This is a genomic window from Brenneria sp. hezel4-2-4, assembly GCF_013155275.1.
GTDB lineage: Bacteria > Pseudomonadota > Gammaproteobacteria > Enterobacterales > Enterobacteriaceae > Brenneria.
Map to the genome: position 1 here is coordinate 16,966 of NZ_JABJXS010000018.1, position 25,839 is coordinate 42,804.

The 25,839-nt window shown below is 44.7% G+C and carries 13 protein-coding genes, 2 tRNA genes, 1 rRNA gene and 3 pseudogenes; 7 read left to right on the forward strand and 12 right to left on the reverse strand.

Annotated elements, in window-relative coordinates:
• Positions 1-69 precede the first annotated feature (69 nt).
• A pseudogene (locus HOY33_RS19685) lies at positions 70-327 on the forward strand (transposase); the annotation flags it as partial.
• A gap of 130 nt (positions 328-457) precedes the next feature.
• Positions 458-1,666 carry an IS256 family transposase gene (locus HOY33_RS19690; RefSeq protein ID WP_172291752.1) on the forward strand — a complete coding sequence of 403 codons (1,209 nt, stop codon included), beginning with the start codon at positions 458-460 and terminating at the stop codon, positions 1,664-1,666.
• A 79-nt stretch (positions 1,667-1,745) separates the two neighbouring features.
• On the opposite strand, the gene HOY33_RS19695 is transcribed toward HOY33_RS19690, so the two are convergent.
• From HOY33_RS19695 to dnaQ, 3 genes are all read right to left on the reverse strand, one after another.
• Complete coding sequence (locus tag HOY33_RS19695; protein ID WP_172291753.1) at positions 1,746-2,957, reverse strand: integrase domain-containing protein; 1,212 nt, start codon at positions 2,955-2,957, stop codon at positions 1,746-1,748.
• A 262-nt stretch (positions 2,958-3,219) separates the two neighbouring features.
• A tRNA-Asp gene (locus HOY33_RS19700) sits at positions 3,220-3,296 on the reverse strand.
• 126 nt (positions 3,297-3,422) lie between these two features.
• Positions 3,423-4,160, reverse strand: a complete 738-nt coding sequence (gene dnaQ / locus HOY33_RS19705) for a DNA polymerase III subunit epsilon (protein ID WP_172291754.1) — start codon at positions 4,158-4,160, stop codon at positions 3,423-3,425.
• Between dnaQ and rnhA the strand changes: the two genes are divergently transcribed.
• Positions 4,114-4,680, forward strand: a complete 567-nt coding sequence (gene rnhA / locus HOY33_RS19710) for a ribonuclease HI (protein ID WP_172291755.1) — start codon at positions 4,114-4,116, stop codon at positions 4,678-4,680. The two genes, dnaQ and rnhA, sit on opposite strands and share 47 nt — an antisense overlap.
• Before the next feature lie 7 nt (positions 4,681-4,687).
• Here the strand turns inward: rnhA and HOY33_RS19715 are convergent, their stop codons facing one another.
• Positions 4,688-5,398 (reverse strand): class I SAM-dependent methyltransferase, encoded by a 711-nt coding sequence (locus HOY33_RS19715; protein WP_172291756.1) that lies wholly within the window; start codon positions 5,396-5,398, stop codon positions 4,688-4,690.
• Between the two features lie 42 nt (positions 5,399-5,440).
• Here HOY33_RS19715 and gloB point away from each other — a divergent pair, with 42 nt between their 5' ends.
• Both gloB and mltD read left to right on the forward strand, forming a co-directional pair.
• The gene (gloB, locus tag HOY33_RS19720; RefSeq protein WP_172291757.1) at positions 5,441-6,196 is read left to right on the forward strand and encodes a hydroxyacylglutathione hydrolase; all 756 of its coding nucleotides are present in this window, start codon (positions 5,441-5,443) and stop codon (positions 6,194-6,196) included.
• Between the two features lie 70 nt (positions 6,197-6,266).
• Entirely contained in the window at positions 6,267-7,637 is a 1,371-nt protein-coding gene (gene mltD / locus HOY33_RS19725; RefSeq protein WP_172291758.1) for a murein transglycosylase D, read from the forward strand.
• A gap of 91 nt (positions 7,638-7,728) precedes the next feature.
• Here mltD and HOY33_RS19730 read toward each other — a convergent pair whose 3' ends face one another.
• Entirely contained in the window at positions 7,729-8,514 is a 786-nt protein-coding gene (locus HOY33_RS19730; RefSeq protein WP_172291759.1) for an endonuclease/exonuclease/phosphatase family protein, read from the reverse strand.
• Between the two features lie 394 nt (positions 8,515-8,908).
• Here HOY33_RS19730 and HOY33_RS19735 point away from each other — a divergent pair.
• Positions 8,909-9,047 (forward strand): annotated as a pseudogene (locus tag HOY33_RS19735) (IS481 family transposase); the annotation flags it as partial.
• A 64-nt stretch (positions 9,048-9,111) separates the two neighbouring features.
• On the opposite strand, the gene HOY33_RS19740 reads toward HOY33_RS19735, so the two are convergent.
• From HOY33_RS19740 to HOY33_RS19760, 5 genes are all read right to left on the reverse strand, one after another.
• Positions 9,112-9,930, reverse strand: a complete 819-nt coding sequence (locus tag HOY33_RS19740; protein WP_172291760.1) for a bifunctional 2-polyprenyl-6-hydroxyphenol methylase/3-demethylubiquinol 3-O-methyltransferase UbiG — start codon at positions 9,928-9,930, stop codon at positions 9,112-9,114.
• 29 nt (positions 9,931-9,959) lie between these two features.
• Entirely contained in the window at positions 9,960-10,463 is a 504-nt protein-coding gene (def, locus tag HOY33_RS19745) for a peptide deformylase (RefSeq protein ID WP_172291761.1), read from the reverse strand.
• Between the two features lie 174 nt (positions 10,464-10,637).
• Positions 10,638-16,784 (reverse strand): AMP-binding protein, encoded by a 6,147-nt coding sequence (locus HOY33_RS19750; RefSeq protein WP_172291762.1) that lies wholly within the window; start codon positions 16,782-16,784, stop codon positions 10,638-10,640.
• Positions 16,762-22,317, reverse strand: coding sequence for a type I polyketide synthase (locus tag HOY33_RS19755; RefSeq protein WP_172291763.1), 5,556 nt, complete (start codon positions 22,315-22,317; stop codon positions 16,762-16,764). Before HOY33_RS19755 ends, HOY33_RS19750 begins: the two co-directional genes overlap by 23 nt.
• Before the next feature lie 55 nt (positions 22,318-22,372).
• Positions 22,373-24,064 (reverse strand): non-ribosomal peptide synthetase, encoded by a 1,692-nt coding sequence (locus tag HOY33_RS19760; protein WP_172291764.1) that lies wholly within the window; start codon positions 24,062-24,064, stop codon positions 22,373-22,375.
• A gap of 885 nt (positions 24,065-24,949) precedes the next feature.
• On the opposite strand from HOY33_RS19760, the pseudogene HOY33_RS20865 reads away from it, so the two are divergent.
• A pseudogene (locus HOY33_RS20865) lies at positions 24,950-25,041 on the forward strand (AAA family ATPase); the annotation flags it as partial.
• Between the two features lie 182 nt (positions 25,042-25,223).
• Here HOY33_RS20865 and HOY33_RS19770 read toward each other — a convergent pair.
• Together HOY33_RS19770 and rrf are read right to left on the reverse strand one after the other, a co-directional pair.
• Positions 25,224-25,300: transfer RNA gene (locus HOY33_RS19770), tRNA-Asp, on the reverse strand.
• A gap of 258 nt (positions 25,301-25,558) precedes the next feature.
• A 5S ribosomal RNA gene (rrf, locus tag HOY33_RS19775) occupies positions 25,559-25,674 on the reverse strand.
• Between the last annotated feature and the right edge of the window lie 165 nt (positions 25,675-25,839).

The following is a 25,839-nucleotide window of genomic DNA, read 5'->3' on the forward strand; positions in this document are numbered from 1 at the left end:
CATTAACTACTGGATATTTTGTGGATACTGTCCTGTCAGATATTTCAAGTTCGGAACGGCGGCGCTGACCTGTCAACGCTGTACGGTTATCCGTCTGATATCCGCAAGGCGATTTACACCACCAACGCTATTGAGTCGCTGAATAGCGTAATCCGGCATGCGATTAAAAAACGTAAGGTGTTCCCATCAGACGACTCGGTAAAGAAGGTGATATGGCTGGCGATAGAGACGGCGTCAAAGAAATGGACAATGCCGCTGAGGGACTGGCGGTTGGCCATGAGCCGCTTTATTATCGAGTTCGGTGATCGTGCGAGCGATCACCTTTAAATGAGATGGCGATTAAACAGAATCGTGGACAGGCTCCAAAAATGAAAAAGACGATCCGGAGCCTGTACATAAATTTGTGTAATTGCCTGATTTTGATATGTTCAATCCAGCATCAAATGAAGGTTAATTTATGGACGAAAAACAATTGCAGGCTCTGGCTAATGAACTGGCCAGAAATCTCAAAACCCCTGACGATCTCAGCCAGTTCGATCGCCTGCTGAAGAAAATCAGCGTTGAGGCAGCGCTCAACGCCGAAATGTCTCACCATCTGGGCTACGATAAAAACCAGGCCAAATCCGGCTCCAATACCCGCAACGGTTATTCCACAAAGACCGTTACCACCGTCGATGGCCCTCTGGAGCTGCGTACTCCCCGCGATCGTGATGGCTCTTTCGAACCGCAACTGGTGAAAAAAAACCAGACCCGGATCACCGGGATGGATAACCAGATTTTATCGTTGTACGCCAAAGGGATGACCACCCGCGAAATAGCGACTGCGTTCAAAGAGCTGTATGACGCAGACGTCTCACCTGCGCTGGTATCGAAGGTCACTGATGCGGTGATGGAACAGGTTATCGAATGGCAGAATCGTCCACTGGATGCAGTCTATCCCATTGTTTATCTTGACTGTATCGTCCTGAAGGTTCGGCAGGACAGTCGCGTCATCAATAAATCCGTGTTCCTGGCGCTGGGTATCAACATAGAAGGCCAGAAAGAACTGTTGGGTATGTGGCTGGCTGAAAACGAGGGCGCGAAGTTCTGGCTCAATGTGCTGACAGAACTCAAAAACCGCGGCCTGAACGATATCCTCATCGCCTGTGTCGACGGCCTGAAAGGCTTCCCGGATGCCATCAACACGGTGTATCCGGAAGCCCGCATCCAGCTATGCATCGTACATATGGTGCGCAACAGCCTGCGGTTCGTCTCCTGGAAGGACTACAAAGCCGTCACCCGCGACCTGAAAGCCATCTATCAGGCCCCCACGGAAGAAGCAGGCCAGCAGGCACTGGAAGCGTTCGCCAGCGCATGGGACAGCCGCTACCCGCAGATAAGTCGGAGCTGGCAGACTAACTGGGCCAACCTGGCGACGTTCTTCGCTTACCCGGCAGACATCCGCAAGGTAATCTACACAACGAATGCCATCGAGTCGCTGAACAGCGTGATCCGGCATGCCATCAAGAAACGGAAGGTGTTCCCGACGGACGACGCAGTGAAAAAGGTGGTGTGGCTGGCAATCCAGGCGGCGTCACAGAAATGGACGATGCCGCTGAGGGACTGGCGTATGGCAATGAGCCGTTTTATTATCGAGTTCGGTGACCGCCTGGACGGTCACTTCTGAGAAAAGGCATTTACACAGAATCGTGTACAGGGTCACGATCCGTTTTCCACAGCGGATCGCCCTCACTGGATAAATTCTGCTACAGCATTACTGCGCGTGCCGATTCATTAACTTTTCGCCCCCACCACTCCATAACCTCAACACGCTGCGAGAGATATGTGGAGCGGTTATAAGCGGCCCGCGTCTGATTGGTATCGACATGCGCCAACACAGCTTCAATCACATCCGGTGAAAATCCGGCTTCATTCATGGCCGTACTGCCCAAGGCCCGAAAACCGTGCGATACCAGTTCTCCCCCCAGTCCCATGCGATGTAAAGCCTTATTGACCGTTTCACTGTTCATCGGCTTGCTACGCTTCCCTCTGCCGGGAAAAACGAATGCCGAGTGCCCGCTAAACGGTTTAAGCCGCTCTAGTAGCACCATCGCTTGCGGTGACAGCGGTACTTGATGTTCACGGCGCTTCTTCATACGCTCTGGCGGAATGGTCCAGAGTTTTTTTTCCATGTCGATTTCACGCCACATAGCCCCGGCCGCCTCGCCGGGACGAACCAATGTCAAAAGTTGCCATTTCAGCAGATAGCGCGTCATCAGGCCCAGATTGGTCGTTTCAATGCGCTGCATTAGTTCCGGCAAACGTTCGGGACGAATGGTTGCCATATGCTGTTTCTTCGGCTTCTCAAACACCTTACCAATCGTGGATGCCGGGTTGGCATCAAGAAGCCCGGAATTGACCGCGAATACCATGATTTCATTGATACGCTGCGTCAGACGGCGCAGGGTTTCCAGCGCACCACGTACCCGTACCGGTTCAAGCGCGGCGATCAGTGTGTGCGCTTTCAAGTCAGCCACAGCTATCTGTCCAATTACCGGAAAAACGTCACGCTCCAGTGAACGCCAAATATCGCCGGCATGAACCTCGGAAATACCGCTGTTTTTTTTAATGGCAAACCACCTCGTTGCCACATTAACGAACAGGCTGTCTTTGGCTCTTTTTTCCTGCTCAGCCTCGTCCTGTTCCTGTTTTTTGGGGTCGATACCTTTGATCAAAAGCGAGATATATTCATCATGAAGGGTACGCGCGGCCGCCAGCGTCATGGAGGGATAATGGCCCAGCGTGATATTGGTACGCGTTGAGGAATTTGGTCGCTGGTAACGAAAACGCCAGATTTTCTTGCCCGTAGTCCTGATGGAAAGTGTCAGACCATGACCATCAGGCAGTTCATAATCTTTAGCGGCGGGTTTTGCTTTTTGTACTGTGACAGCAGAAAGCAGGCGGTGTGTTGCGGTCATCGTTCACTCCTTAGTTGTCGTTAAAAAACCAAACGACGGGAATGGTGTAATGTCCTGTATCCGCAACCCTTTCTCAGCCACAAAACCAAAATGGCCTACGAAATTTCTCTTTCCTATGCGTAGGCCATTTTGTGGGCCATTTCGCGCCGGATACCCCGATATGCAGAGGGTATCATAGAGACGAAAAAAAACCGTATGCCTTTGACAGCGATACGGTTTTCATTCATCCAGAGATGTATAGGAACATCCCGGAATAGATAAGTGGCGGAACGGACGGGACTCGAACCCGCGACCCCCTGCGTGACAGGCAGGTATTCTAACCAACTGAACTACCGCTCCACTCGCGCTCATTGAGCGCGGGTTGAATACTAAGATGGCAGTGCTATTACGTCAATGGTTTTATAACTAAGCGCTTCTGTTTGCTTATAATTTCAACTGAACGTCTATTTCCCCAGCAAGCGAAGACTACTCATTGCGCCATAGGCAACTGCCGCCTTTTTTCGCAATCAAATCCAGACGTTGTTCATGCAGTTGCAGTTCTTCATCGCTGGCGTACAACACCTTCAGAGCCGAGATTGGGCGGGTAATCCGCTGAATGCTTTCGCTTTCATTCTCCTGCCGCTGCGTTTCGCCTTCCATAGAGAACGTCAATGATGTCTGACCGCCCGTCATGGACAGATAAACTTCCGCCAGAATTTCGGCATCGAGCAATGCGCCGTGCAGCGTTCGTTTACTGTTATCTATCTGATAGCGATCGCATAACGCATCCAAATTATTCCGTTTGCCCGGAAATATTTTACGCGCCATCAACAGGCTATCGGTTATCTTACAGAAAGTTTCCGTCTTGGGAATGTCCCGGTTTAACATCCGGAATTCATAATCCATAAAGCCGATATCAAACATCGCGTTATGGATTACCAGTTCGGCGCCGCGAATAAACTCGAGAAAATCGTCAGCGATCTCCGCATAGGTCGGCTTATCAGCCAGAAACTCGTCGCTGATGCCGTGCACGTGATAGGCTTCCGGATCGACCAGACGATCGGGCTTGACGTACACATGGAAGTGGCGCCCGGTCAGACGACGGTTAACCACCTCAACAGCGCCAATTTCAATGATTTTATGTCCTTCATAGTGCACCCCCAGCTTATTCATACCGGTGGTTTCCGTATCCAGGACGATTTGTCGCGTAATTTCAGTGCTCATCGTTTTCGTTTATGTCAGACTTGCCATTTTCACCATAAGGAAGAGTCTACCAGAGATGCTTAAACAGGTAGAGATTTTCACCGACGGATCTTGCCTCGGTAATCCGGGCCCCGGTGGTTACGGCGCCTTGCTGCGCTATAAGCAGCATGAAAAAACATTAAGCGCGGGTTATCGGTTAACCACCAATAATCGAATGGAGCTGATGGCGGCCATCGCGGCGCTTGAAACATTAACCTCTCCCTGTGAAGTGGTATTAAGCACCGACAGTCAGTATGTCCGTCAGGGGATCACCCTTTGGATCCACAACTGGAAAAAGCGCGGCTGGAAAACAGCGGATAAAAAACCGGTGAAAAATGTCGATCTTTGGCAGCGCCTGGATCAGGCTATCCAACACCATACCCTGCGCTGGGAATGGGTAAAAGGGCATGCCGGCCATCCTGAAAATGAACGCTGTGATGAACTTGCCCGTAGCGCCGCCAGCGCGCCAACGCTTGATGACGTCGGCTACAAGCCCGAATGACCGGCGCTCATTTACGATAAACTTTGGTCGCGCCAACCGTGCGGCGCAAGGGGACTTTACACAACCGGGTACGCATTGGCGTAAAGCTCAGCGGGATGGTTCTCTTACGTGCGACGATCAATGACAGGCAGCCGAATACCGGAAAATGCTTATTCAGTTTTCCCCTGTTTTGGCGCCATGGCGTTACCTGAAGGCTGGCGTGATGCACCACCTCATAATTCAACAAACTGAGCCAGTCTATCATCCGCATTTGAGTAAACATCCGCCCGCAATAGGGCTGTCGCTGGTTTAAACCCGGGATGAGTTTTGCAATTCCCAGCAGGCTCACCGGGTTGAAACTGCTCAATATCAGCCAACCATCATCAATCAGCACCCGATCCACCTCCCGCAGGATACGGTGCGGATCGGCGGAGTAGCACAGCGTTTGCACCAGCAGGCAGGCATCAACCGATTTTTCAGAAAACGGCAGTTGATGCGGATCGGCAATAACCTGCACACTATCTCCAGCCGTCGCAACATTGACCTGATGCGCAATGGGGCAATCTTTTATCGTCGTTGCCGCACTCAATGGCCCGATTTTCAGCAGATGAAAACCGAATAGCTTCGGCCACCAGGGCAACAGCGCCTGCTCAAGCGATTCGCGGTAATATCGTCCCCAGGAGATGTCGTCCCATGAGCCGGGAACCGCAACAGTCTGAGATGTTTGTGCTGGCTTCATGTTCTATTCTTTCCTCAGGCTGATAGCAAAACGAGGTAATCCATGAATCTTATCAGTATTGCAGCGCTTCAGGACAACTACATTTGGTTATTGAGTAACAAAGAAAAACAGTGCGTCATCGTCGATCCCGGCGAAGCGCAGCCGGTATTAGACGCGCTCGCCAAGCATCAGCTTGCGCCGGAGGCGATTTTACTGACCCATCATCATCATGACCATGTCGGAGGCGTTGCTGCGCTTGTCGAACGTTATGCGAATCTGCCGGTCTTTGGTCCGCCGGAAACCCAAAAAAGCGGGGCTACGATCATTGTTGAAGAGGGTGAGACGCTGTCATTGTTAAATTCGGACTTTTCCGTACTGGCCGTTCCGGGCCATACGGCAGGACATATCGCCTATTATAGTCATCCTTATTTGTTCTGCGGCGACACGCTTTTTTCCGGCGGATGCGGTCGAATTTTCGAAGGAACGCCAAAACAAATGTATGATTCAATTGAAAAAATATCAAAACTACCTGATGACACGCTAATTTGCTGCGCACATGAATACACCCTTTCAAATCTGGAATTTGCTCATGCGATCTGGCCTGAAGAGCCAACTATTAGCAGCTATCTTCATAAAATCAGGCAGATACGTGAAAAGTCGCAATCTAGCCTGCCGACAACCCTGGGGATGGAGAGAAAAATCAATCTTTTTCTTAGATGTTATGATTTTGATTTAAAAAGAAAAATATCATCAGAACCTGAGAACATAGAGAATTGGCAAGCTTTTTCGAAGCTACGTAGCAAGAAAGACTGCTTCTAAAGGTTTATGTTGTGCTAATCCTCTAATCAAAGTATTATTGCTCGTCTTTTAAGCGACTATTGACACACATATGAAGGCTAAAGCGATGATAATCGCCTCGGTCTTGCTGGTCGGTTGTCAGGTACCGCCTTACGATACCTCTCAACCCAAGCAGCATGCACAGAGTCTGTCTTCGGCAAGTCAAAGTGAAGCAGTAAGGTACGCAGAGGGTCGAGAGACCTCGGCGCGATGGCTGGATGATGACAGCATCGCGCAACAAGATCTGTGGAACTTCATTGGCGACGAGCTGAAGATGGAGGTTCCGGATAACGCCCGGATCCGCGAGCAAAAAATGCGTTATTTAAAGAATAAGAGCTATCTCCACGATGTAACATTACGGGCAGAGCCGTACATGTACTGGATTGTCGAGCAGATTAAGCAACGTAAAATGCCGATGGAACTGGTACTGCTACCCATAGTGGAGAGCGCTTTTGACCCTCAGGCCACATCATCCGCCAACGCCGCAGGGCTATGGCAGATTATCCCTGGCACGGGGCGTAACTATGGTTTGAAACAAAACCAGTGGTATGACGGACGCCGCGACGTTGTCGCGTCGACGACCGCCGCGCTGGATATGATGCAACGCCTCAACAACATGTTTGACGGTGATTGGTTGTTAACCGTCGCCGCTTATAACAGCGGTGAAGGTCGCGTCATGAAAGCGGTTAAAGCGAATAAAGCAAAAGGCAAACCAACCAATTTCTGGGCGTTGGCGTTACCTCGTGAAACGTCAATCTATGTTCCAAAAATGTTGGCCTTGAGCGATATTCTTAAGAATAGCAAAAAATACGGCGTTAACCTGCCCAAACCAAACGAAAGCCGAGCATTGGCCAGAGTTGATCTTGGACAGCAGATGCAATTGACGCAAGCAGCAGAAATGGCTGGCCTGCCGTTGAACAAACTGAAGAGCTACAATTCGGGCTATAAGCGTAATGTGACCTCACCCAACGGCCCACATTACATCATGGTGCCGAAAGCTCACGTCGAGCGCTTGAAGGATTCACTGGCGGATAGCGATATCGCCGCGATCCAGCCAACGCGCCTGGCGCAGGAATCGCAGTATAAGGTTCGCTCTGGCGACACATTATCTACGATTGCCGCTCGACTGAATGTCAGCACAAAGGATTTGCAAAGCTGGAACAATTTACGCAGTGCAAATTCGCTGAAGGTTGGTCAAACCTTGCAAGTTGCTCAGGTGTCTGACGTTGACAACAGCAGTAAAGGCGGGTCAATCACCTATCAGGTTCGTAAAGGTGATTCGCTTTCCAGTATTGCCAAGCGTCATGGAGTAAACATCGCCGATGTTATGCGCTGGAATACGGTAATTAACAAAAATGCCAATATCCAGCCCGGCGATCGGCTGACGCTTTATGTCAGCAAAAACGCCCAACCGCAGTCTTAAGCGTTTTACATAAAAAAACTGCCTTCGCGGCAGTTTTTTTATGTCCTGACTTTGCTTTCCATCACCAACGTCGCGTAAATTTTTATGCTAGCTAAAGCTGGAACTCAACTAGCAAGGGATTATGGTCCGACGCCTGCGTAACCAGAATGGAAGACTGAACAACCCCTAACTGCCGATAGAACACAAAATCCAGCGGCCGGCCAAACACCTTGCGACGAAAATCGTCAGCAAAACCGACCTCCTGCAAATCCATCTTCATAGCAAACCGATAAAGCGCCCTAATTCGGGGCTGACTCCAGGCATTGAAATCCCCCGCCATAATTACAGGGCCGCGATGATGGAACAACTGCTCCCCAATGGTTTCCAGTTGCTTGCTATACACTTCAACGCCAAAACTGAAATTCACCGCATGAATGTTAATCACCATCAACTGTCGGCCATCGGGCAATGAATAAACCGTTACCAGTGCCGATTTGGATAAACGCAGCAAAGGTTCTTTTTCCCGTAAGGGACAACAGTACATTGGCTGAGCGGCAGACAAGGTCATTACACCAGAAGGGTGCTGTGGCAAAATAATTGCGGGCACCTGATCGGTAGAAAGGTAGTTCGAGGTTGCAAAGCGAATAAGTTCCGGCGAGCTTTGTGCCTCCTGGAGTAAAACCAACTGCGTATCTTTACCAAAGTTCTGCAAAACAGAAAGCCAGTTCATTCTCTGTTGCTTAAAGATATTCCACACCATGACGCGTAAAACATCTTTCTCCAGCAGCAGTGGACCTGACGGCAGCACTTGCTCCAGATGGCGCATGGTTCCAGGTGGAAAGATACGTTCTGCCGGCTGACCAGCTACATATCTCATCGCATATGTTTTTTTTCGCACGCCTCGCCTTGCTATAAATTCCGGTACGCCAATACACCTTCATAGATCAAAGGTACACTTCTGTTATAGAGATTGTATAGTAGACTTTCAATACATGGCAGCACTAATACGACCAACGCAATCGCAGAGTGTGAGAACCACGGCGAAGCCTCGTCGGGACTTTCGCAAAAAAGCCCTGAGCGTTAACTCAGGGCTTATGAATAAGTGACGGAACGGACGGGAATCTATCTTGTTGCTTATCTATTCTATGAAAGGAAAAAACTCGCCACATTCAGTCGTCGCTGTGAGCCAAGCCGAGTTGTATTGCAGACCATTTCGAAAGGAGTCTGCAAGCACGATTCTCGCGTTATTGCTCTAAGCGAGCGATTTTTTAGGCGCAGTATGATAACACCCGGATCGTTATGAATGGTTGTATTATTACCAATAATGCCCGAGTCCATCAGGAAAAAATGTACTGTGGACATACACCGATGGAAGCATTACATGATGAAAAACATATCTGGGCTGAAAAAAATTTAAGCCAGATGCTGTAATCTGACAGGCACCTGCATAAATAAGCGGTAACTGCCAGATTAACTCTGAGTTAATATAATTAAACTATGCCATCGCGGTTTCAATCATGACAAAGTGTTGCGTCAAACTACCCTTGATTAAGTTATCACCTATCACTTTGGCTGGTAGATAGCCGTTTCTCTCAAACAATTTATTGATATCACCAAGATAGAACCCATGAAATATCCCTTCATACATGTTTATTTCAGCTTTATTATCAATGAGCATGTTGCGATCAATTAGTCTTTTTTGTTGTTGATCCCACACTCTTCTGATCAATTTATAGTGGGGCAACTCGCTCAGAAGCCCTCCATTTTCAAGATATTCCCATGTCCCATCTTCATTCGCCAGCGCTTTCATGAAATCGACTTTCATCATCTCAATCACCAGCTTTCCATTGGGTGTAAGGTTTTTTCTGAGTTTATTCAACAATGCATCAATATTACTTAGATTGTTAATAATTCCAAATAACATAATGACAAGATCAAATTCCCCTTGGAAATTATATTCTTCAAGATCCATTTGTTGATATTTCTCTAAATCACCAGCACGCGCAGTAGCGTACTCAATGGCGGAAGGAGAAATATCCAAACCTGTCGCATATGCACCTTTAGCAGCAAAACGCGAAGTGTATAGACCGGGACCGCATGCCAGATCGAGTACCTTTTTTTGAGGCCGTAAGTAAGCATTGAACAAAAAATCCACTTGCCGATCTATTTCCTGAATCGTACGACTCGCGAATTCGCTCTCTTGACTTAAATGCTCTTTGAGCATTCTTTTACTGAACTCCGCATCGCCAAAGTTCATCAGATACTTTACCTGATGAATCGGAGAAATAAAATCCCTCAACATTTCAATATTCATTGAATATCCTTATGGTAAAATCAAGAAAATTACTTACTTAGCTTTCTAATTTTTTTAACTTTTTTGATGGCCATTTGATATTTTAGAGGTGATAAATAGTCAATAAATACTTTCCCATGAAGATGATCAATTTCGTGTTGCATAACTATAGCTAAATAACCATCATCTTCTACAAAAATCTCTTTCCCATCCCGGTCTAATGCTCTGACTCTCACTTTCTTATAACGATTCACTTGCGCATAAGTACCAGGAATTGACAGGCATCCCTCTTCACTCTTAATGTTTCCCTCTGTGATGATGATCTCAGGGTTCACCATGATAAGCGGCCGGTCTCTTTGCTCAGAAATGTCTATGATTATCACCGCATCTTTGTAGCCAATCTGCGGAGCGGCAAGGCCGATGCCATTATCTGTCGCATAGAGCGTATCTAACATGTCATCGATTAAACTTTGTACCGAGCTAATATTTTCAACATGAGAGTAGGTCACTCGCAAACGCTCATCAGGTACTTCTATAATATCTCTTACTGCCAAAATTACCTCCCTTCTATACCCGTTATACTTCAAGCTACAGGTGCATTGGCTTTTTTCGCTCCCCCGCTACCGGAAATTCGTTACGTTGCCGTCCTCCCGCAACTCAAATTATTTGGGGTATAAAACAATTATTGAGATCAAAAATGGATTGAATCTCAAGAGCCTAAAATCTGTCTAATCAAAATCAGACAACATAAATTGGTTTTCAGTTTGTTCAATCACTGATACAAATGTGTTAAACATTAATGGTAAGATCTCCGTTGAGTAAATATCGCGAGCACATTCCAGATCGGCAATAATGCCGCCCCCGGAATACGTCATATTGAAGACCGTATCAAATCGACAATATGGATTATCCAGGTCGACATCCAACCCATAAGCGCCGTTCTCTTCCGTTTGATGAAAAGAGAATACATTTTGTACCAGCGGGGCATAATATTCATGTCGCCGGATATCCGAGATAAAAGGGATGGTTTGCGTTGCAGGTCTTAGCTTAATGTAAAGGCGGTTATTTCGCACCAGCTCCTTAAGGAGCGATAGTGACCACTCAGCCCACCGCTCGAATTGAGTTCGCACAGGCAGCAGATCGACAAAATACCCAACCACATCAGTTATTCCCAGATCCACTCGTGGCGAATACGGAAATGCGACGACGATGTCATCTTGGCCGGAAATCAGTCCGACAGTGCGTTGATATAGCGCAAAAGTGACTTCAAAAACTGAGCATTGAAGAGTATACGCCAGTTTTTTGATTAACTCAACGTGCTGCTTTTGCAACCTGAATCGTTGACGATAACAGAGATGGTCAGGATAGTTTGTGCGTTCTTTAGTGGTGAATTTAAGTTTGCCCTGATAGTTTTTAAACGCTTCGCTCCAGTAAGTGTGAGACTTCTCCACCGAACCTCTCGCTGTAACGATATGCATATATTCACAATAGTCTAAATAATCGTAATGTGGTTTCGGAAGATATTGTTTATCATAATAATCAACGATAGAACTAAACAAATGATTAAGGCTCATCTCATCCGCGATGATATGATGGACGTTGATAAAAAGGAATGACTCAGCTGAGTTCTTTAGCGGTAAGTAGCAACATTCAATAAGCGGAAAATCATGAAGATCAAAAACCTTCTCAGCCAGTTCCCTCATTTTGCAATAAGCATCCTCTTTGTTTAATAAGGGGAAAACACTCAGTTTAAATTGGCTTTCTTCCTGCCTAACCATCAAGAGTTCTTCATTATTATCAAACCCAAACTTAAAATTCAATACACGTTCATTTTTAAATACCACCTCTACCGTTTTCTTCATCCTCTCAACTTCAAAATAGCGTGAAAAGCATCGAGAAACGGGAATGTTATATAAAGATTTGTTACTTGCCATTTCATTAGAAAAGTAAAGATTGAGTTGTTGCGACGTTGCCAAATAACTTTGTTTTTTAGTTTTAACAAGATTATTTCCATGATTACCTTGATGTTGTCCGGTATATTTTCCGAGATATTCCGATAGTTTGAAAACTGTCTGATACTCAATAACTTCAATAAAAGAAAGTTTAATACCTGTCAATTCAAAAATATGATGCACAATTTTAGGAACTAGCAGCGAGTGTCCGCCAATATCAAAAAAACGGTCATGTATGCAAAAATCATCTATCCCCAGCAACTGCAACCAGTAGGCATGCAACTGTTTTTCCAATTCACTTTTCGGAGCTATCACTGAATTTATGGGGGTTATGGCTTCGATAGGTAAACATTTTGTATCGACTTTTCCATTGACCGTCAGTGGTATTTCTTCAACAAATAGAATAACGGATGGAACCTGAAAAGGCTCAAGCTTGGATCGTAAATAAGATAAAATCTCAACGCGGAGTGAAGTATCATTTTCAACCGAATTCCTTTTGACAACATAAGCGAAAATCATTTTCACATCCCGCTCAACGACGCAAACATGCGAGTTTTTGATTTTCGGATGACCTGAAATGACTTTATTAATACCGCTAAGCTCCACGCGATTGCCGCGGATCTTCACCATTTTGTCACGCCGACCAATGTACTCGACATCCATTGTACCGTTGTAGCGGGCAATATCTCCCGATAAGTAAAGATAGCGGCAATCATCAAAATGATAATAGGGGTTAGATACAAACTTCTCGCTATTCAGCGCTTCCCTGCGGTTATAGTTCGGTCTCAACCAGGGAGCGCCAATAGCGATTTCTCCGACCTGGCCGGGATGACAGAGCATCATTTCACTATCGAGAACATAAACAAAAGTATCGTTTATCGGCTTACCGATGGGTACACAAGTATGACAGGAAGTGAGATTAAAAATATTAAACCACGTCGAAAATGTCGTACACTCTGTTGGTCCATAGCCATTCACAAATTGCTTGAGCCGACAATACGGGCTGGACATAAACGCTCTCACGATGGTGATATCCAGAGCATCGCCTCCGGTAAGTAAGTTATCGAGAGATTGAAGCGCCTGAGGGCGGGATGACGCAATGTCATTAAATAATGAAACCGTTAGCCACGCAGTATTAATTTCCTTGTTTTTTAATTGCGTCTCCAGCTTTTCATAATCCAATAGCGTCTCTTTTGCTACAGTGCCGCAGCTGGCGCCATTGAGTAAAGGTACAAAAATCTCCAATAAAGATGCATCAAAGGCTGGGGACGAAGTGACTAAAAAGCGATCATTCGAAGTCAGTTGCAAAAAATTGGGAGACTGAGCCAGCCGCATAATCGAATCAATACATATTTCCACCCCTTTGGGCGTTCCCGTCGATCCAGAGGTATAAAGCACGCATGCTTCCCCATGTCGCCCTTTTTTAAGAGATGACCTCGCATTACATGAAAAATCAAACGATGCATGATCAAAATCGCGCCTTTCTTCCGACGGTTTGTCGTCAATATTAATTAACAGGGTCCCGTAGATTTCAGCGTCATCGATAATAAATGAAAGCCTCTCGTTCGGGTAATGAGGGTCTAATGGTACAAATGAGCAACGATTTAATAAAATCGAAAAAATGGCGACAATATATTGATACGATGGTATGCCAGTCACGCCGATACGCATACCAGGCTGGACGCCCTGCTCATTTAGGAAATGACGTGTCCGCGAGATGTCTTTGGACATTTGAGAAAAAGAATATTCGCAGAGTTCATCGACAACCGCTATCGCACTAGCCCTCTGTTCAAATACGTTATTAAGACACGCTTCAAAAGCAATGGGCACTAAAGAAGGAGCGGTAACCAATTGAGCCAATCGAGAAGGGATATCAGGCTCACATGGATAGCCTGCCGACGCCATTAAGTGCTGTTTGAACAACGCCATAAGGCTTTTAACGTACGCTGAATAGATATAATCGCTATTGTACTCGAAAGTTAATAGCATCCCCTCATTAACCAATGTACAGTGGCAAAAGAGATCGAACATTGCTTGTTCTATAGGCATCTTCATAAATCGAGACTCGCACCCGGCAATCTCTAAGCAATTATCATGCCCACTGTTTTGCAAAACTATCCCGGTCTGTAGTGAATGTAAATTCACATCGCTATCATTATGCGTCATCTCATCCAGATACACTTGGGAATGCTGTAAACATTGCAGTATATTTTTATGCGCGTCACTAAGTGAGAGATTGTCTTTATAATTCAGCCGAACCGGGATAGTGTTTACAAACATCCCTATCGTCTGAGCAAACTCTTCACGATTTGCAACCGGTACGGCAACTACCACTTCATCCAATATGGCAAAATCAGCAAGCGCCTTACCAAAATAGAACAGCAAATAACTGAATAAACTGATATTTTCACGCTGTGTAGAGGCATAAATCGATCGCATGAGTTCTTTACTCAGAGATATTGAGTATTGATTTTTTTCGCGATGATTTTGTTGATTTACAGCGATCTTAGATTCTGCTCTTGGGATGATTGTTGGAATAACACACTGATTGAGATAGGACGCCCAATAAGAGAGGTCGTCTTTAAATCTTGGGCTGGCGCGATAGGCCAACATTTTCCGTGTGGCGCTCAGATAATCATTATCTGTTTTACCAGATAAAGGCAGCCCATTGCTTAAATTTTCATAATACGCGGATAATTGTTGAATCAATAACTTAACCGACCAGCCATCCAGTGCCAAATGAGTAGAAAAAATCAGTAAAGTATGCTGATCTGTACCGTTAGTGATAAAGCGAAAACGGATCAACGGCCCAACCGACAGGTTTATCGGCTGTTTCACTTCTTCGGCGTAAACCGCTTGCCAACACCTATCCGTGAGTATGATAAAATCCACATCAGCTACGGAAGATTCTTGAAATACCTCTCCTTCGGCTTCACAAAATACCGTCTGGAGCGCCTCATTATTTTCAACAACCGCACGACAGGCTACCTGAAGATTATTTGCATCTATTTCACCATCCAGCCTATAACCGAACACCAATAAATTTGGGGATATCTGTTCGTTTAATTGCTCAATATACCAAAGACGTTTTTGAGCTGGAGACATCGGAACGCGTGCTGATATAAATGTTTCAACGCTTTCGCAGTTGGTTTCGCCTTTGCTCATTTTTGTTCTGACTAATAATGCCAGCTCAACCGCACGGCTATGCTTGAGAAATTCATCCACCCGTAATCTGACACCAAAATTCGATGCAATATTATGAATTACCTCATAAATTTGTAGAGAACTCCCCCCCAACTCAAAAAAATCACATTCCGCGACGGCCTGTTTCGCTTGAGGTAGAAGACTCCGGTATAATCTCTCAATTTCGTTAGTAAGATTATCCGCTTGCTGCAAGCACTGCTCATCCTGAGTGGACTGTATATTTGATTCAATCGCGTTAATATCAACCTTACCGTTTCGGGTTAATGGGATCGCATTCAACAATACCATACGCTCAGGTATCATATAGCGAGGCAGGCGTTGAGCTAGGTGCGTATTAATTTCTGACGGAGTGAGCGGTATTTCTGCTGGAGAAACCTCAATATAGGCAACCAGCGTCTGGTTTGCCTGATCAGGATCTGGCCGGATATAGCACACATTGATGCCATTAATTTCCTGTAGGATTTGCTCAACCTGTGAGAGATTGACTCTCAATCCCCGTATTTTTACTTCATGGTCTTTCCGAGCGATAAACTCTAGGTTTCCACAGGGAAGCCGACGCACCAGATCGCCGGTTTTGTAATACCAACAGCCGTTAATCTCTACAAATTTCTTCTTCGTTTCCTGCTCGCACGTATATCCTTGGGCGAGCCCAAGGCCGCTCACCCATAGCTCCCCGACTTCGCCATCCACTATGGCATTGCCATGATCACTGACAATCATAACCTGCGTTCCATTGATGGGTTTACCAATAGGAACACTTGAATGATCCGGTGATAATTGGAAAATGTCATACGTTGTCGTAAACGTAGTATTCTCCGTTGGGCCATAACCATTAATAAAAGAAGTTAAATGACAATATGGGCTGGACATAAATTGGCGAACCAACTCAATATTGAGCGCGTCCCCGCCAATCAACAGATTTTTCAAATGAGAAAGCGCATTAGGATAGTGAGTAAAAATGGTATTAAATAACGCCACCGTCAGCCATAAAGTTTCGACGCCGCCAAAGATTAATTGTTGTTCTAGCCGCTCGAAATCAAGAACATCCTGCTTATCGATAACATATATTCGGCCACCGTTAAGTAATGGATACCAAATCTCAAACGTCGATGCATCAAATCCTATCGAGGAACAATGCGCCGTTGCTTCCAAACCATTACTATTTATATAATTGGCATTTACGACTAATCGTATAATGCCTGAGTGGTCCACTTTTACCCCTTTGGGCAGCCCTGTCGAGCCAGAGGTATACATAATATAAGCAGGGCTTTTCGGATCATATTCAGTATTCGGTTTTGCATCATTCTCATACTCTAAAAGAGATCGCGCAAGGCAAAACGTCAACTCTGTTTCAAGATGTTGATCGGATATCACGACAGAGGCATGGCTGTCTTGGGAAATATAATCTAACTGCGCCACGGAGTAGCTTTTATCAACAGGCAGATAAGCCCTGCCCGTCTTAACAATCCCCAATATTACAACCACAGCTTCTAAACTTCTGTCCATATATACTAAGACAGGCCGATTATCATGAGGAAAATGATCGACAAGATAATTGGCAACTCTATTTGATATACTATCAAGTTCATTATAATTGAGCTGGCGATGAGCATCAGACAGCGCCACGGAGTGCCCAGATTTTCCAACAATCTCAGCAAATAACTCGGCAGTCAAAGATAAACCTTGGTTTTTTCTGCTAAATGGTGAAAAACTGGTCATTATCCAAAAACTCCACTAACTTATAAATAAACTCTTCAGGTTTGGGAAATTTCATCCCTTGTCCGGTCATAATTTCTTCTGTATTAATAACATTCACATTTCTATAGTCATGGCTGATCACTGGCTTATCGTCATTCTGGTAGGTGTAATACGATAAAATGGGATATAAGGCATTCTCTTTGCCCACTTTGGCTAAATCCCGAATAAGCCAAGTTTTATGATCCGCTCCGTGAATAACATAGCCACGGCGATTCAATATATTAAATACGTCATTCATTTGTCCGATGTTTGGATTCGGAACATTGTATACCTTATTTTTATTGCTCAAACAGATAGCGATAATGAGTCGGGCCATAAAATCGACAGGGGTAATATTGATTTCATTATTAATGTCAGGGAAACTTCCTAACTGGAGACAACCTTTTATGAATAACCACAAATGATCGTGCTCAGCATTAAAAGTTCCAAGAGTCGAATGGCCGACAATGCTTGAAGGGCGCACAACATTAATGGAAAAACCTCTTTCCCGGGCTTGCCGCAGTAGAACTTCCGCCGCCCACTTGGAGCGAGCATAACCATTGGATTGAGGTTGTGGACGTGACGATAACGAGGGAAGTTGCTCTACGTACCGCGCACGTTCGTCCAATTCAAATACGCCGGCTAGCGTTGAAACAAAATGGATATTTTTCGGTCTGAATACCGAAGCAACCGCCAAGATTTCCAAGATGCTAAACGTATTGGTGCTCTTTAAACTACTATAGTCGAGAATATGGTTTACTCTGGCAGCATTATGCAAGATATCAGTGACATTCTCGCACACAGATTGATAATCCTCGTCTGAGAGACCCAGTCGTGGTTGTGACACATCACCACTTATCACAGAAAGCTTTGATAGCTCTTGCTCGGGTGCAAAACGGCTCAGTTGCGTTGTAACACGTTGATAAGCTGTCTGACCATCGTGTGCTCGAACCAACGCCACCACGCGAGTCACGCTTTCATTTCGCAGCAGCTCAAGCACCAGGTTACTTCCCAGCAACCCAGCTGCTCCCGTGACAAGAAACACCTTATTTAAATCGGAACGTGCGTCATTCATCAATGGTTCGACAGGGAATAAATCGTCAGGCAACAACAGATCATTATATTCACCGCCGGAATCGGATTCATCCATTGGACAAATTAGGTCAACGATACGACCTACCGTGGGGCGATCGATAAATCGGTGTAGAGCCAGCTCAAAGCCTAATTTGCGACGAAGACATTGTGACAATTGCGTAAAAATCAGAGAGTCGCCGCCGCAGTCAAAAAAATGACTATCCTCATCGACCGCGTCAATATGAAGCAAATCTACAAATATCTTCTTCACTACGGTTGAAACCCTATCTCTGTCGACAACCGTCTTGCCTAAAGTGTTAGTGATAACATCGATAATGTGCTCTGGCGTGGGAATATTCATGAATTCATGCAGCGGCAGCGCTACTCCCAGTGAATTCTTTATTTCTGCCATCAGCGACGTGAACATCACGGATTCCCCACCCAGCGAAAAGAAGTTGCTGTGATCATCAATCTCTTCTACTTCAAGCACTCGGCAAAAAACCTCACGTACGATTTGTGCTATCTGAGTCCGATCTAATGAATGGCGCGTATGTCCATTCGGTATTGGTCCACTCACCCATTGAGCTAAGCGTTGATGCAGGTTGTGAGTGGAAACAATAAAATGCCGTAGAGACAACAGATCGAACATTGATGAGAAAATCTCATCAGCATCCTGATTATTAATAGCTAATTGTTTGACTTCATTAGACAAGTTAGGATCGTCATGCAAATTCCATCCGTCCCACGATACGCTCAACCAGCGGGTTTTGGCACCACACCGGGTGAACACAAATTCATTCATAAACTGATTCACATATGCGTAGATGCCCAAGCCAATCCCGCCGAGTACCGTTGAGATAGAGGACATTAATACACAGAACTCTGGCTCATATTTAGCGCATATTTTTGTAAGCGAGGTCATGCCATCCACTTTTGCCTGATAATGGCGTTCAATATTCGATTCCGTTGCGGAAAACAGCGGCATTAATCCCTCTGGATTGGTGTAACCCGCGCAGTGTGCAATACCGACGATCGGCCCAAACCTGCAATTGAGCCGTTCAACGAGATCCTGAAAATCTTGTTGCTGTGTGACACAAAGCGAGGCATAAAACACCCGTTCAGAATGATGTATCGCTTCAAACGCAACATCATTTTCAATCGACGTAATGGCGCTTTCACTCAGTTGATAAAGCGGCCTGATTGGCGCATCGGCATATTTCCGCCCCGTGAGCACAACATTGAGTTCGGAGTGAGCAATAATATGCGCGGCCAAAATCAAGCCCACCTTTCCTAATCCCCCCGTAATGAGCACATATCCTTGCTCTGGCCAAACGAACGGATCTTTCAATGAAGGATCGACAGGAACATATTGTTTATACCAGAGGCGATCAGTATCAATATGAAGTACATTAGCTCGGTTCATCACCGTGGAAAGATCTGCATTCAGCACATGCTCCAAGGTGCCGGTATAACTAAGCAACTTCATGGAAAGCCCAGGATTTTCCTGTGGGATAACTTGACATAACGAGCTCAACGCTCGCCTATAACAATCCTGTTGCTGCAAAGCAAGTGGCTGGGGCGAATCTGAAATCACGACATAGGCGGTCATTTCGCATTCATGGCTGATGGCCTTAAATTCAGCCAAAAATATGTTCAGATGCTCCGGAGTGATGGCGTCAACGTCCTGGAAGCCGATATAAAAGAGTTCGTGTTCCCGGCGAAACCAATGGCGATATTCATTTAACGGTTCAGCCGTCGTGCAGCTTTTGAGAGAAGTTGGTTCAATTGCCCAACAGTCACGATATAACCATTGAGCGACAGGTAGTTTACCTTTGTGTCGCAAAGTGGCTGGCGTTGACTGATGGAAATATTCCTTTTGGTTAAAAACATAGCCTGGCAGGTTGCATTTTCGCCATCTTTCGGACAGCCTCCGTTGCCAATCTATAGCAATACCGTGAGTCCATAGCAATCCAAGTAGCGCAACCTCTCCTTCCTGAACCGGAACCGATCTCACCGCAACGAATCGTTCCCGGCTCGAGGGGTGACAGCCCAGCACAATTTGCTCCATTGCACCGCTCAGGCCAAGATCGACACAGACTGTTTTTTCGACTCGTATCGCCTCGACACAATTCAGCATTTGCACCGGTTGAAGTAATTGCTCCAACCAATATTCCTTATTGCACAGCGCCGTCAGCGAAACCTTTTTTCCACTCAAATTAGAATAAATACGGGCATGAACTTGTTGGAAAGTTATCGTGGCAAAAATACGTTTGAGCGGCTCAATAGCCTTTGCCAACAAAGGACTATGGAACGCCTTATTTGTAAGCAATCGTTTTGTTCGACGCCCTTCGTTCTTCAATTGTTGTTCAAGGGTATCAATGTCAGCATCACTTCCAGAGATGGCAACAAGATGCGATCCATTAATCGCCGCCACCGTTAGCGAGTTAAAAAGCCGGCTCCTCACATTTTTCTCTGTATCAAATACCGCCAACATAGCACCGTTGTCACAACGCTGTATCGCCACCGCCCGGCAGGCAATGAGACGAATGGCATCTTCAAAATCCCACAAACCGGCAATTGCGGCAGCTATCCATTCTCCCAGGCTATGACCAATATATGACGAAAAATGGACGCCTTCATCTTCCAGCATTTTTGCCAGCGAATATTGAATGGCAAACAATATCGGTTGTGCATAAAGTGTATGCTGCGTTGTGATATTTTTCTGGTAGTTCTTATCAAGCGCAACACATGCCAGGTCCTTAGGTATTCCAGGCTGAGACAAGAATTGCCGAATGCAACGCTCGAAATAATGTCTGAAAGCGGGGAAATATTCGTAATATTGGCCGGCGGCCCCTTTTATATTTCCTCCCTGCCCTTCAATAATTAGCAACGCTTCAGCGCCTGACGCCACAGTTTGTATCGGCGTTCTAGGTGCAGATAACGAGGCTTTAAGTTCCTTGATTGTTTTCACCAGATGAAAACGCCGCACATTTTCCTGAGGGCGGCAAAAAATCATCGTCCCTGCAATATCCGCTACAGAACAGCTATCATTTTTTTCTAGCCAGGCCAGCAAATCGCACTCAAGAGACGCTAATGAAGACGCATTCCGGCTGCTCAACGGTATAAGATACGAGTGACCCTCATTTTGCTTCTCTACCGGCTGCTTTTCTGGTTCCGGATGAGCTTCGAGGATCAAATGGCAATTAGTTCCTCCCATGCCAAAGGCGCTTATCGCCGCTTTAGGACAAGAATTTTGATAGACAATGTTCTCCCGAGGTACGTATAACGACGTACTCTCAATATCCAATCTCGGATTGTATTCCCTAAGATACGGCGAACCAACTATGGTATTATATTTCAAAGACATAGCAACTTTTATAACGCCAGCGACCCCTGAGGCAGAATCCGTATGGCCGATATTCCATTTGACACCGCCCAAAGCATAACCAGCCCCAAATTCTGGCTGGTTATATACCAGGTCGAGTGCGGCAATTTCGATCGGATCGCCTAAAGCGGTTCCTGTCGCGTGGCATTCAATATATTCAACGTCTTTTGCTGAAACATTACTTTGTCGTAAGGCCTGTTGAATAACCTCACGTTGTCCTTCAATGCTTGGCGCCGTATATCCGACTTTCCTCGCCCCGTCATTATTGACCGCCCCTCCTTTTATCACCGCATAGATCGGATCACCGTCTGTCAGAGCATCGGCCAAACGTTTAAGTACCAAGATTCCTACGCCGCTAGCAGGAACAGTGCCATCGCTTTCAGAGGAAAAAGGCCGGCATTGACCGTATTGTGAAAGGACGCTGCCTGTAACAAACTCATATCCCTGCCCTTGAGGAATATTGATGCTCGCGCCTCCCGCCAACGCAATGCCACTTTCGCCTATCGATAAGCTCCGACAAGCCTGATAAATGGCTACCAATGAGGAGGAGCACGCCGTTGAGAGCGTGTAAGCGGGACCTTGCAAGTTGAGATGATAGGCAACCTGGGTCGCAACACAATGATGGCTATTTCCTATTAATAAAGAGTACTGAAGATTTTCATCTTCGTAATAGGGCGAGTTAACAAGATTTTTTGTAAGGTATTGATTCGCGCCAACACTTAAAAATGTTCCAATCTTATTGTCGCTGAGATGCTCTGTGACATTGGCATCATAAAGCGCCATGACACTGTGTTGCAGCAACTGCCTCAATTGGGGGTCCATCAATTTGGCATCGCGGGGCGAAAGGTGAAAATAAGAGGCATCAAACATATAGGCGTTTGACAAAACACCTTCAGCAGGCACATTTCCTTTTTTCGCCGTTGCCAGCGGTATTTCAGTCGCAGTTTGATGGTGTTTGATCAGTTCCCAAAATTGCTCTTTATTTTCTGCGCCAGGAAATGAACAAGAGATCCCAACAATTGCAACATCGATAAAGCTTTTTTCGCTAAGGTTCATATTCTATATCTTTATTAATTTGACAAATTTCCCTTGAAAAAAATTAGAGATTTAATTATGAATAATAAGGCGATGATATTTTTGAGTTAATAAGCTCCGCTTGCTGCGAGATTGTGGCACTCGTAAATAGTTCATTCATTTTTATTTTTACGTTGAATTTTTTTATCATCTCTCGATGAAGCTTCAACATTAACACTGAATTACCACCAACTTCAAAATACTTATCATCATAACCAATATTTTTAGTTCCGAGTAATTTACGCCATATATCCAGAATGACGTCACATATATCCTCATCACCGATAAGGACAGGTTCAGTAGTAATATATTTTTCCGTCAAAACACTTACATCTACTTTACCATTGGTAGTCAACGGAAATAAGTCTATCTTTATTAGTCTGTTCGGGATCATATATTCAGGCAAACGAGAAGATAATTTTTTTCTTAACACATCTTCTTTCATTTCACACTGACAATAAAATGTCACCAACAGATCTCCCAACTCACCTTTATGAATAATTGTTTTAGATTGTATGGCAGCATCTAAGGATGCCATTTCATTATCAATTTCACCTAGATTGATCCGAAACCCATGAAGCTTAATAGTATTATCTGCTCGGTGGGAGAAAATAAGCTGCCGATTTTCATCCCAATACGCAATATCTGATGTTTTGAAATACCGCTCACCAGACAAAAGAATAAAATTCCGATGGGTTAGCTCTTCGTCCAATAAATATCCCATCGCAACGCAATCCCCACCTAAGTAAATTTCACCGTTGGTGTTACTCTCTCTGATTTCTCTGCCTGACTGATCCATAAGCTTCAGTTTGGAATTGGCCAATGGTTTCCCTAAAGGTAAAGGATCCATCACTTCTTTTACTAACTGAGACACATTCCAGACTGACGCTTCTGACGGCCCATAGCAGTGCATCAACTCGTAATCCAACATGCTAAAATCTCGAGCAATAGCGTTTGGCTGAACTTGTTCGCCACCAAAATACAATCGTCTAAAACTTGGACACCCTATAAAATTGGTTAACACGCCAGCATTCACTAAGGCGCTGGTTACAAAAGCCAACGTAATACCCTGCTGCCGTACAGTTTTTTGAAGCTCTTCGCGCTTTAAAAGAAGTTTGGGTGAAGTAAAGCAAAGAGAACCGCCTTTTAGCAACAGGCTCCATAGTTCAAACTGAAAAGCATCGAAAGAAATAGATGAGAATTGAGCCATACAGTCATTTTCATTGATATCATCTTGAGTATTAATAAAACTCAAGATGTTATCATGACTCAACATAACGCCTTTTGGTTGTCCAGTTGATCCGGAGGTAAAAATAACGCACATCAACTCATTATTCTGAGTAACTTGATGCTCAAAAGACGAGGATTCAAACAAAGAATCATAGCTAATAACCGGACATTTCTGAGTATTTAATGGTCTATCGGATATGACCGCTTTTGCATATTTCAAGATCATCTCTTTACGAAGCTGGGGGTTGCGAGTATCGAGACAAGTATATGAACCAGAACTTTTTAACACCCCTAAAATACAAACAACAAGCTCAAAAGATGACTCTAAATGTAAGCAAATCAACTTTCCAGACATATTATTTTTTATTAAATAATTAGCTACCTGAGTTGATTTTAAATCTAACTCAGAATACGTCATTCTGTCTGTATCATTTACTAGCGCAATATGCTGAGGAAACTTTTTAACAATTTTACCAAAACAATCAATAATCTTATTCAAAATTAACCGTCCTAAAAATCATTTAAAGCCTATCAATAAAAAAGCAAGAATTATACTAATAACTTTTACATATCAAATTAAAAACCGATAGATAACAGAAGATAACAAAACCCTATAATAACCAATCAACATTTATTAAATGATATACAATTTTATCGCTCGGAATATTAATACATGTAGTTATTGGTGTCTAGGGATTATAAAAAACAGGATTTTATACAAGTTCAATTTTTTATTTATTAGTTTGCGTTTAAACAATGAATATTAATAAAATCAATAAAAAAGTTAATCGTGGAATAAAAATTGCTTTTACATTTAATTCTACAAAAAACAAGAAATTAAGAATATTAAATTACGTTAAATGTAATTAAATAAATTTAATCCTAAAAAGATATTTTTTATATTTATTTTATTTTTTATAAAATTTTAAATATAAATTAAATATTGTTTTTATAATATTATTATGTGATTAATAATAATGTGTTTGTTTAGACTTGATCTGACAGTTAACGATTATTTATACAGGTATCTGTCAGGTTATATCTGGCTTAAAATTTTTCAGTCCAAATAATTTTTTCTTCAAACAATGTTTCCACCGATGATCTTGTAAGTACACTCGCTTTAATTTCATATGCTTTTTGAAATTTTTAGGTTTTCAGCCATCAGTCGGTATTCTTCCAGCGTCAAGCTATTCAGGGATTCATGGAAATGCTTGCGGTTGTATTCGTTCAACAGCGTTATGTGATTTCCCTGACATCATTCAGCGTCCAGGAAAAATACCCGCACTGGTTCAAACGCGGCAATCAGGGTAAACGCAGCCTCATCAGGCTGGCAGACAATACCGGAAACTCTGGCAGCACTGAGTGTCTATGAGGAGTTGCCGTGATGCATGAGCTGGAAACGCGCTGCTGGGTCGCCGCCTGAAGATGGAGCTTCTGAATTATCACGTCGAGAGTCTGCTGGAACAGGCTGCAAAAGGTTAGAGTGGGGCACCATAAAAAATGGCCTGTGAAATTTTTCTTTCCGCCGCGTAGGACTTTTACTCTGGATACCCGCTATTCTGAGAGAATCATTAGAGACGAAAAAAAACCGTATCCCTTTGACAGCGATACGGTTTTCATGCATCCAGAAATGTATAAAAAATTCCGGAATAAATTAGTGGCGGAACGGACGGGACTCGAACCCGCGACCCCCTGCGTGACAGGCAGGTATTCTAACCAACTGAACTACCGCTCCACCGATTCTTTTACGCGTATCGTCCTGATACCTGCCCTTAGGGCCAGCATTCCGCTGCTTAGACTCATCTCTTTGAGTCTGCCGATTATCAGATGTCACTCCGATAATCCGTGTTTGATGCCTGGCAGTTTATGAACCATTTCATGGTTCACCCTTCGGGCCGTTGCTCCGCAACGTTTAAAAGCCTGCGGCTTTTTTCCTACTCTCTATCGAGTAGAGAACCGCCCCTAGGATTTCACTGCAACTTCTTAATTTGATGCCTGGCAGTTCCCTACTCTCACATGGGGAGACCCCACACTACCATCGGCGCTACGGCGTTTCACTGCTGAGTTCGGCATGGGGTCAGGTGGGACCACCGCGCTATCGCCGCCAGGCAAATCTGTTTTATTCCAACCGTTACAGCTTTCTCTGTAACCACCGGAACCAATCTCAAAACAAGCTGAATATCATTTATCTTCTGCGTCTCTCACCAAAACACCTTCGGTGTTGTAAGGTTAAGCCTCTCGGGTCATTAGTACTGGTCAGCTCAACGTATCGCT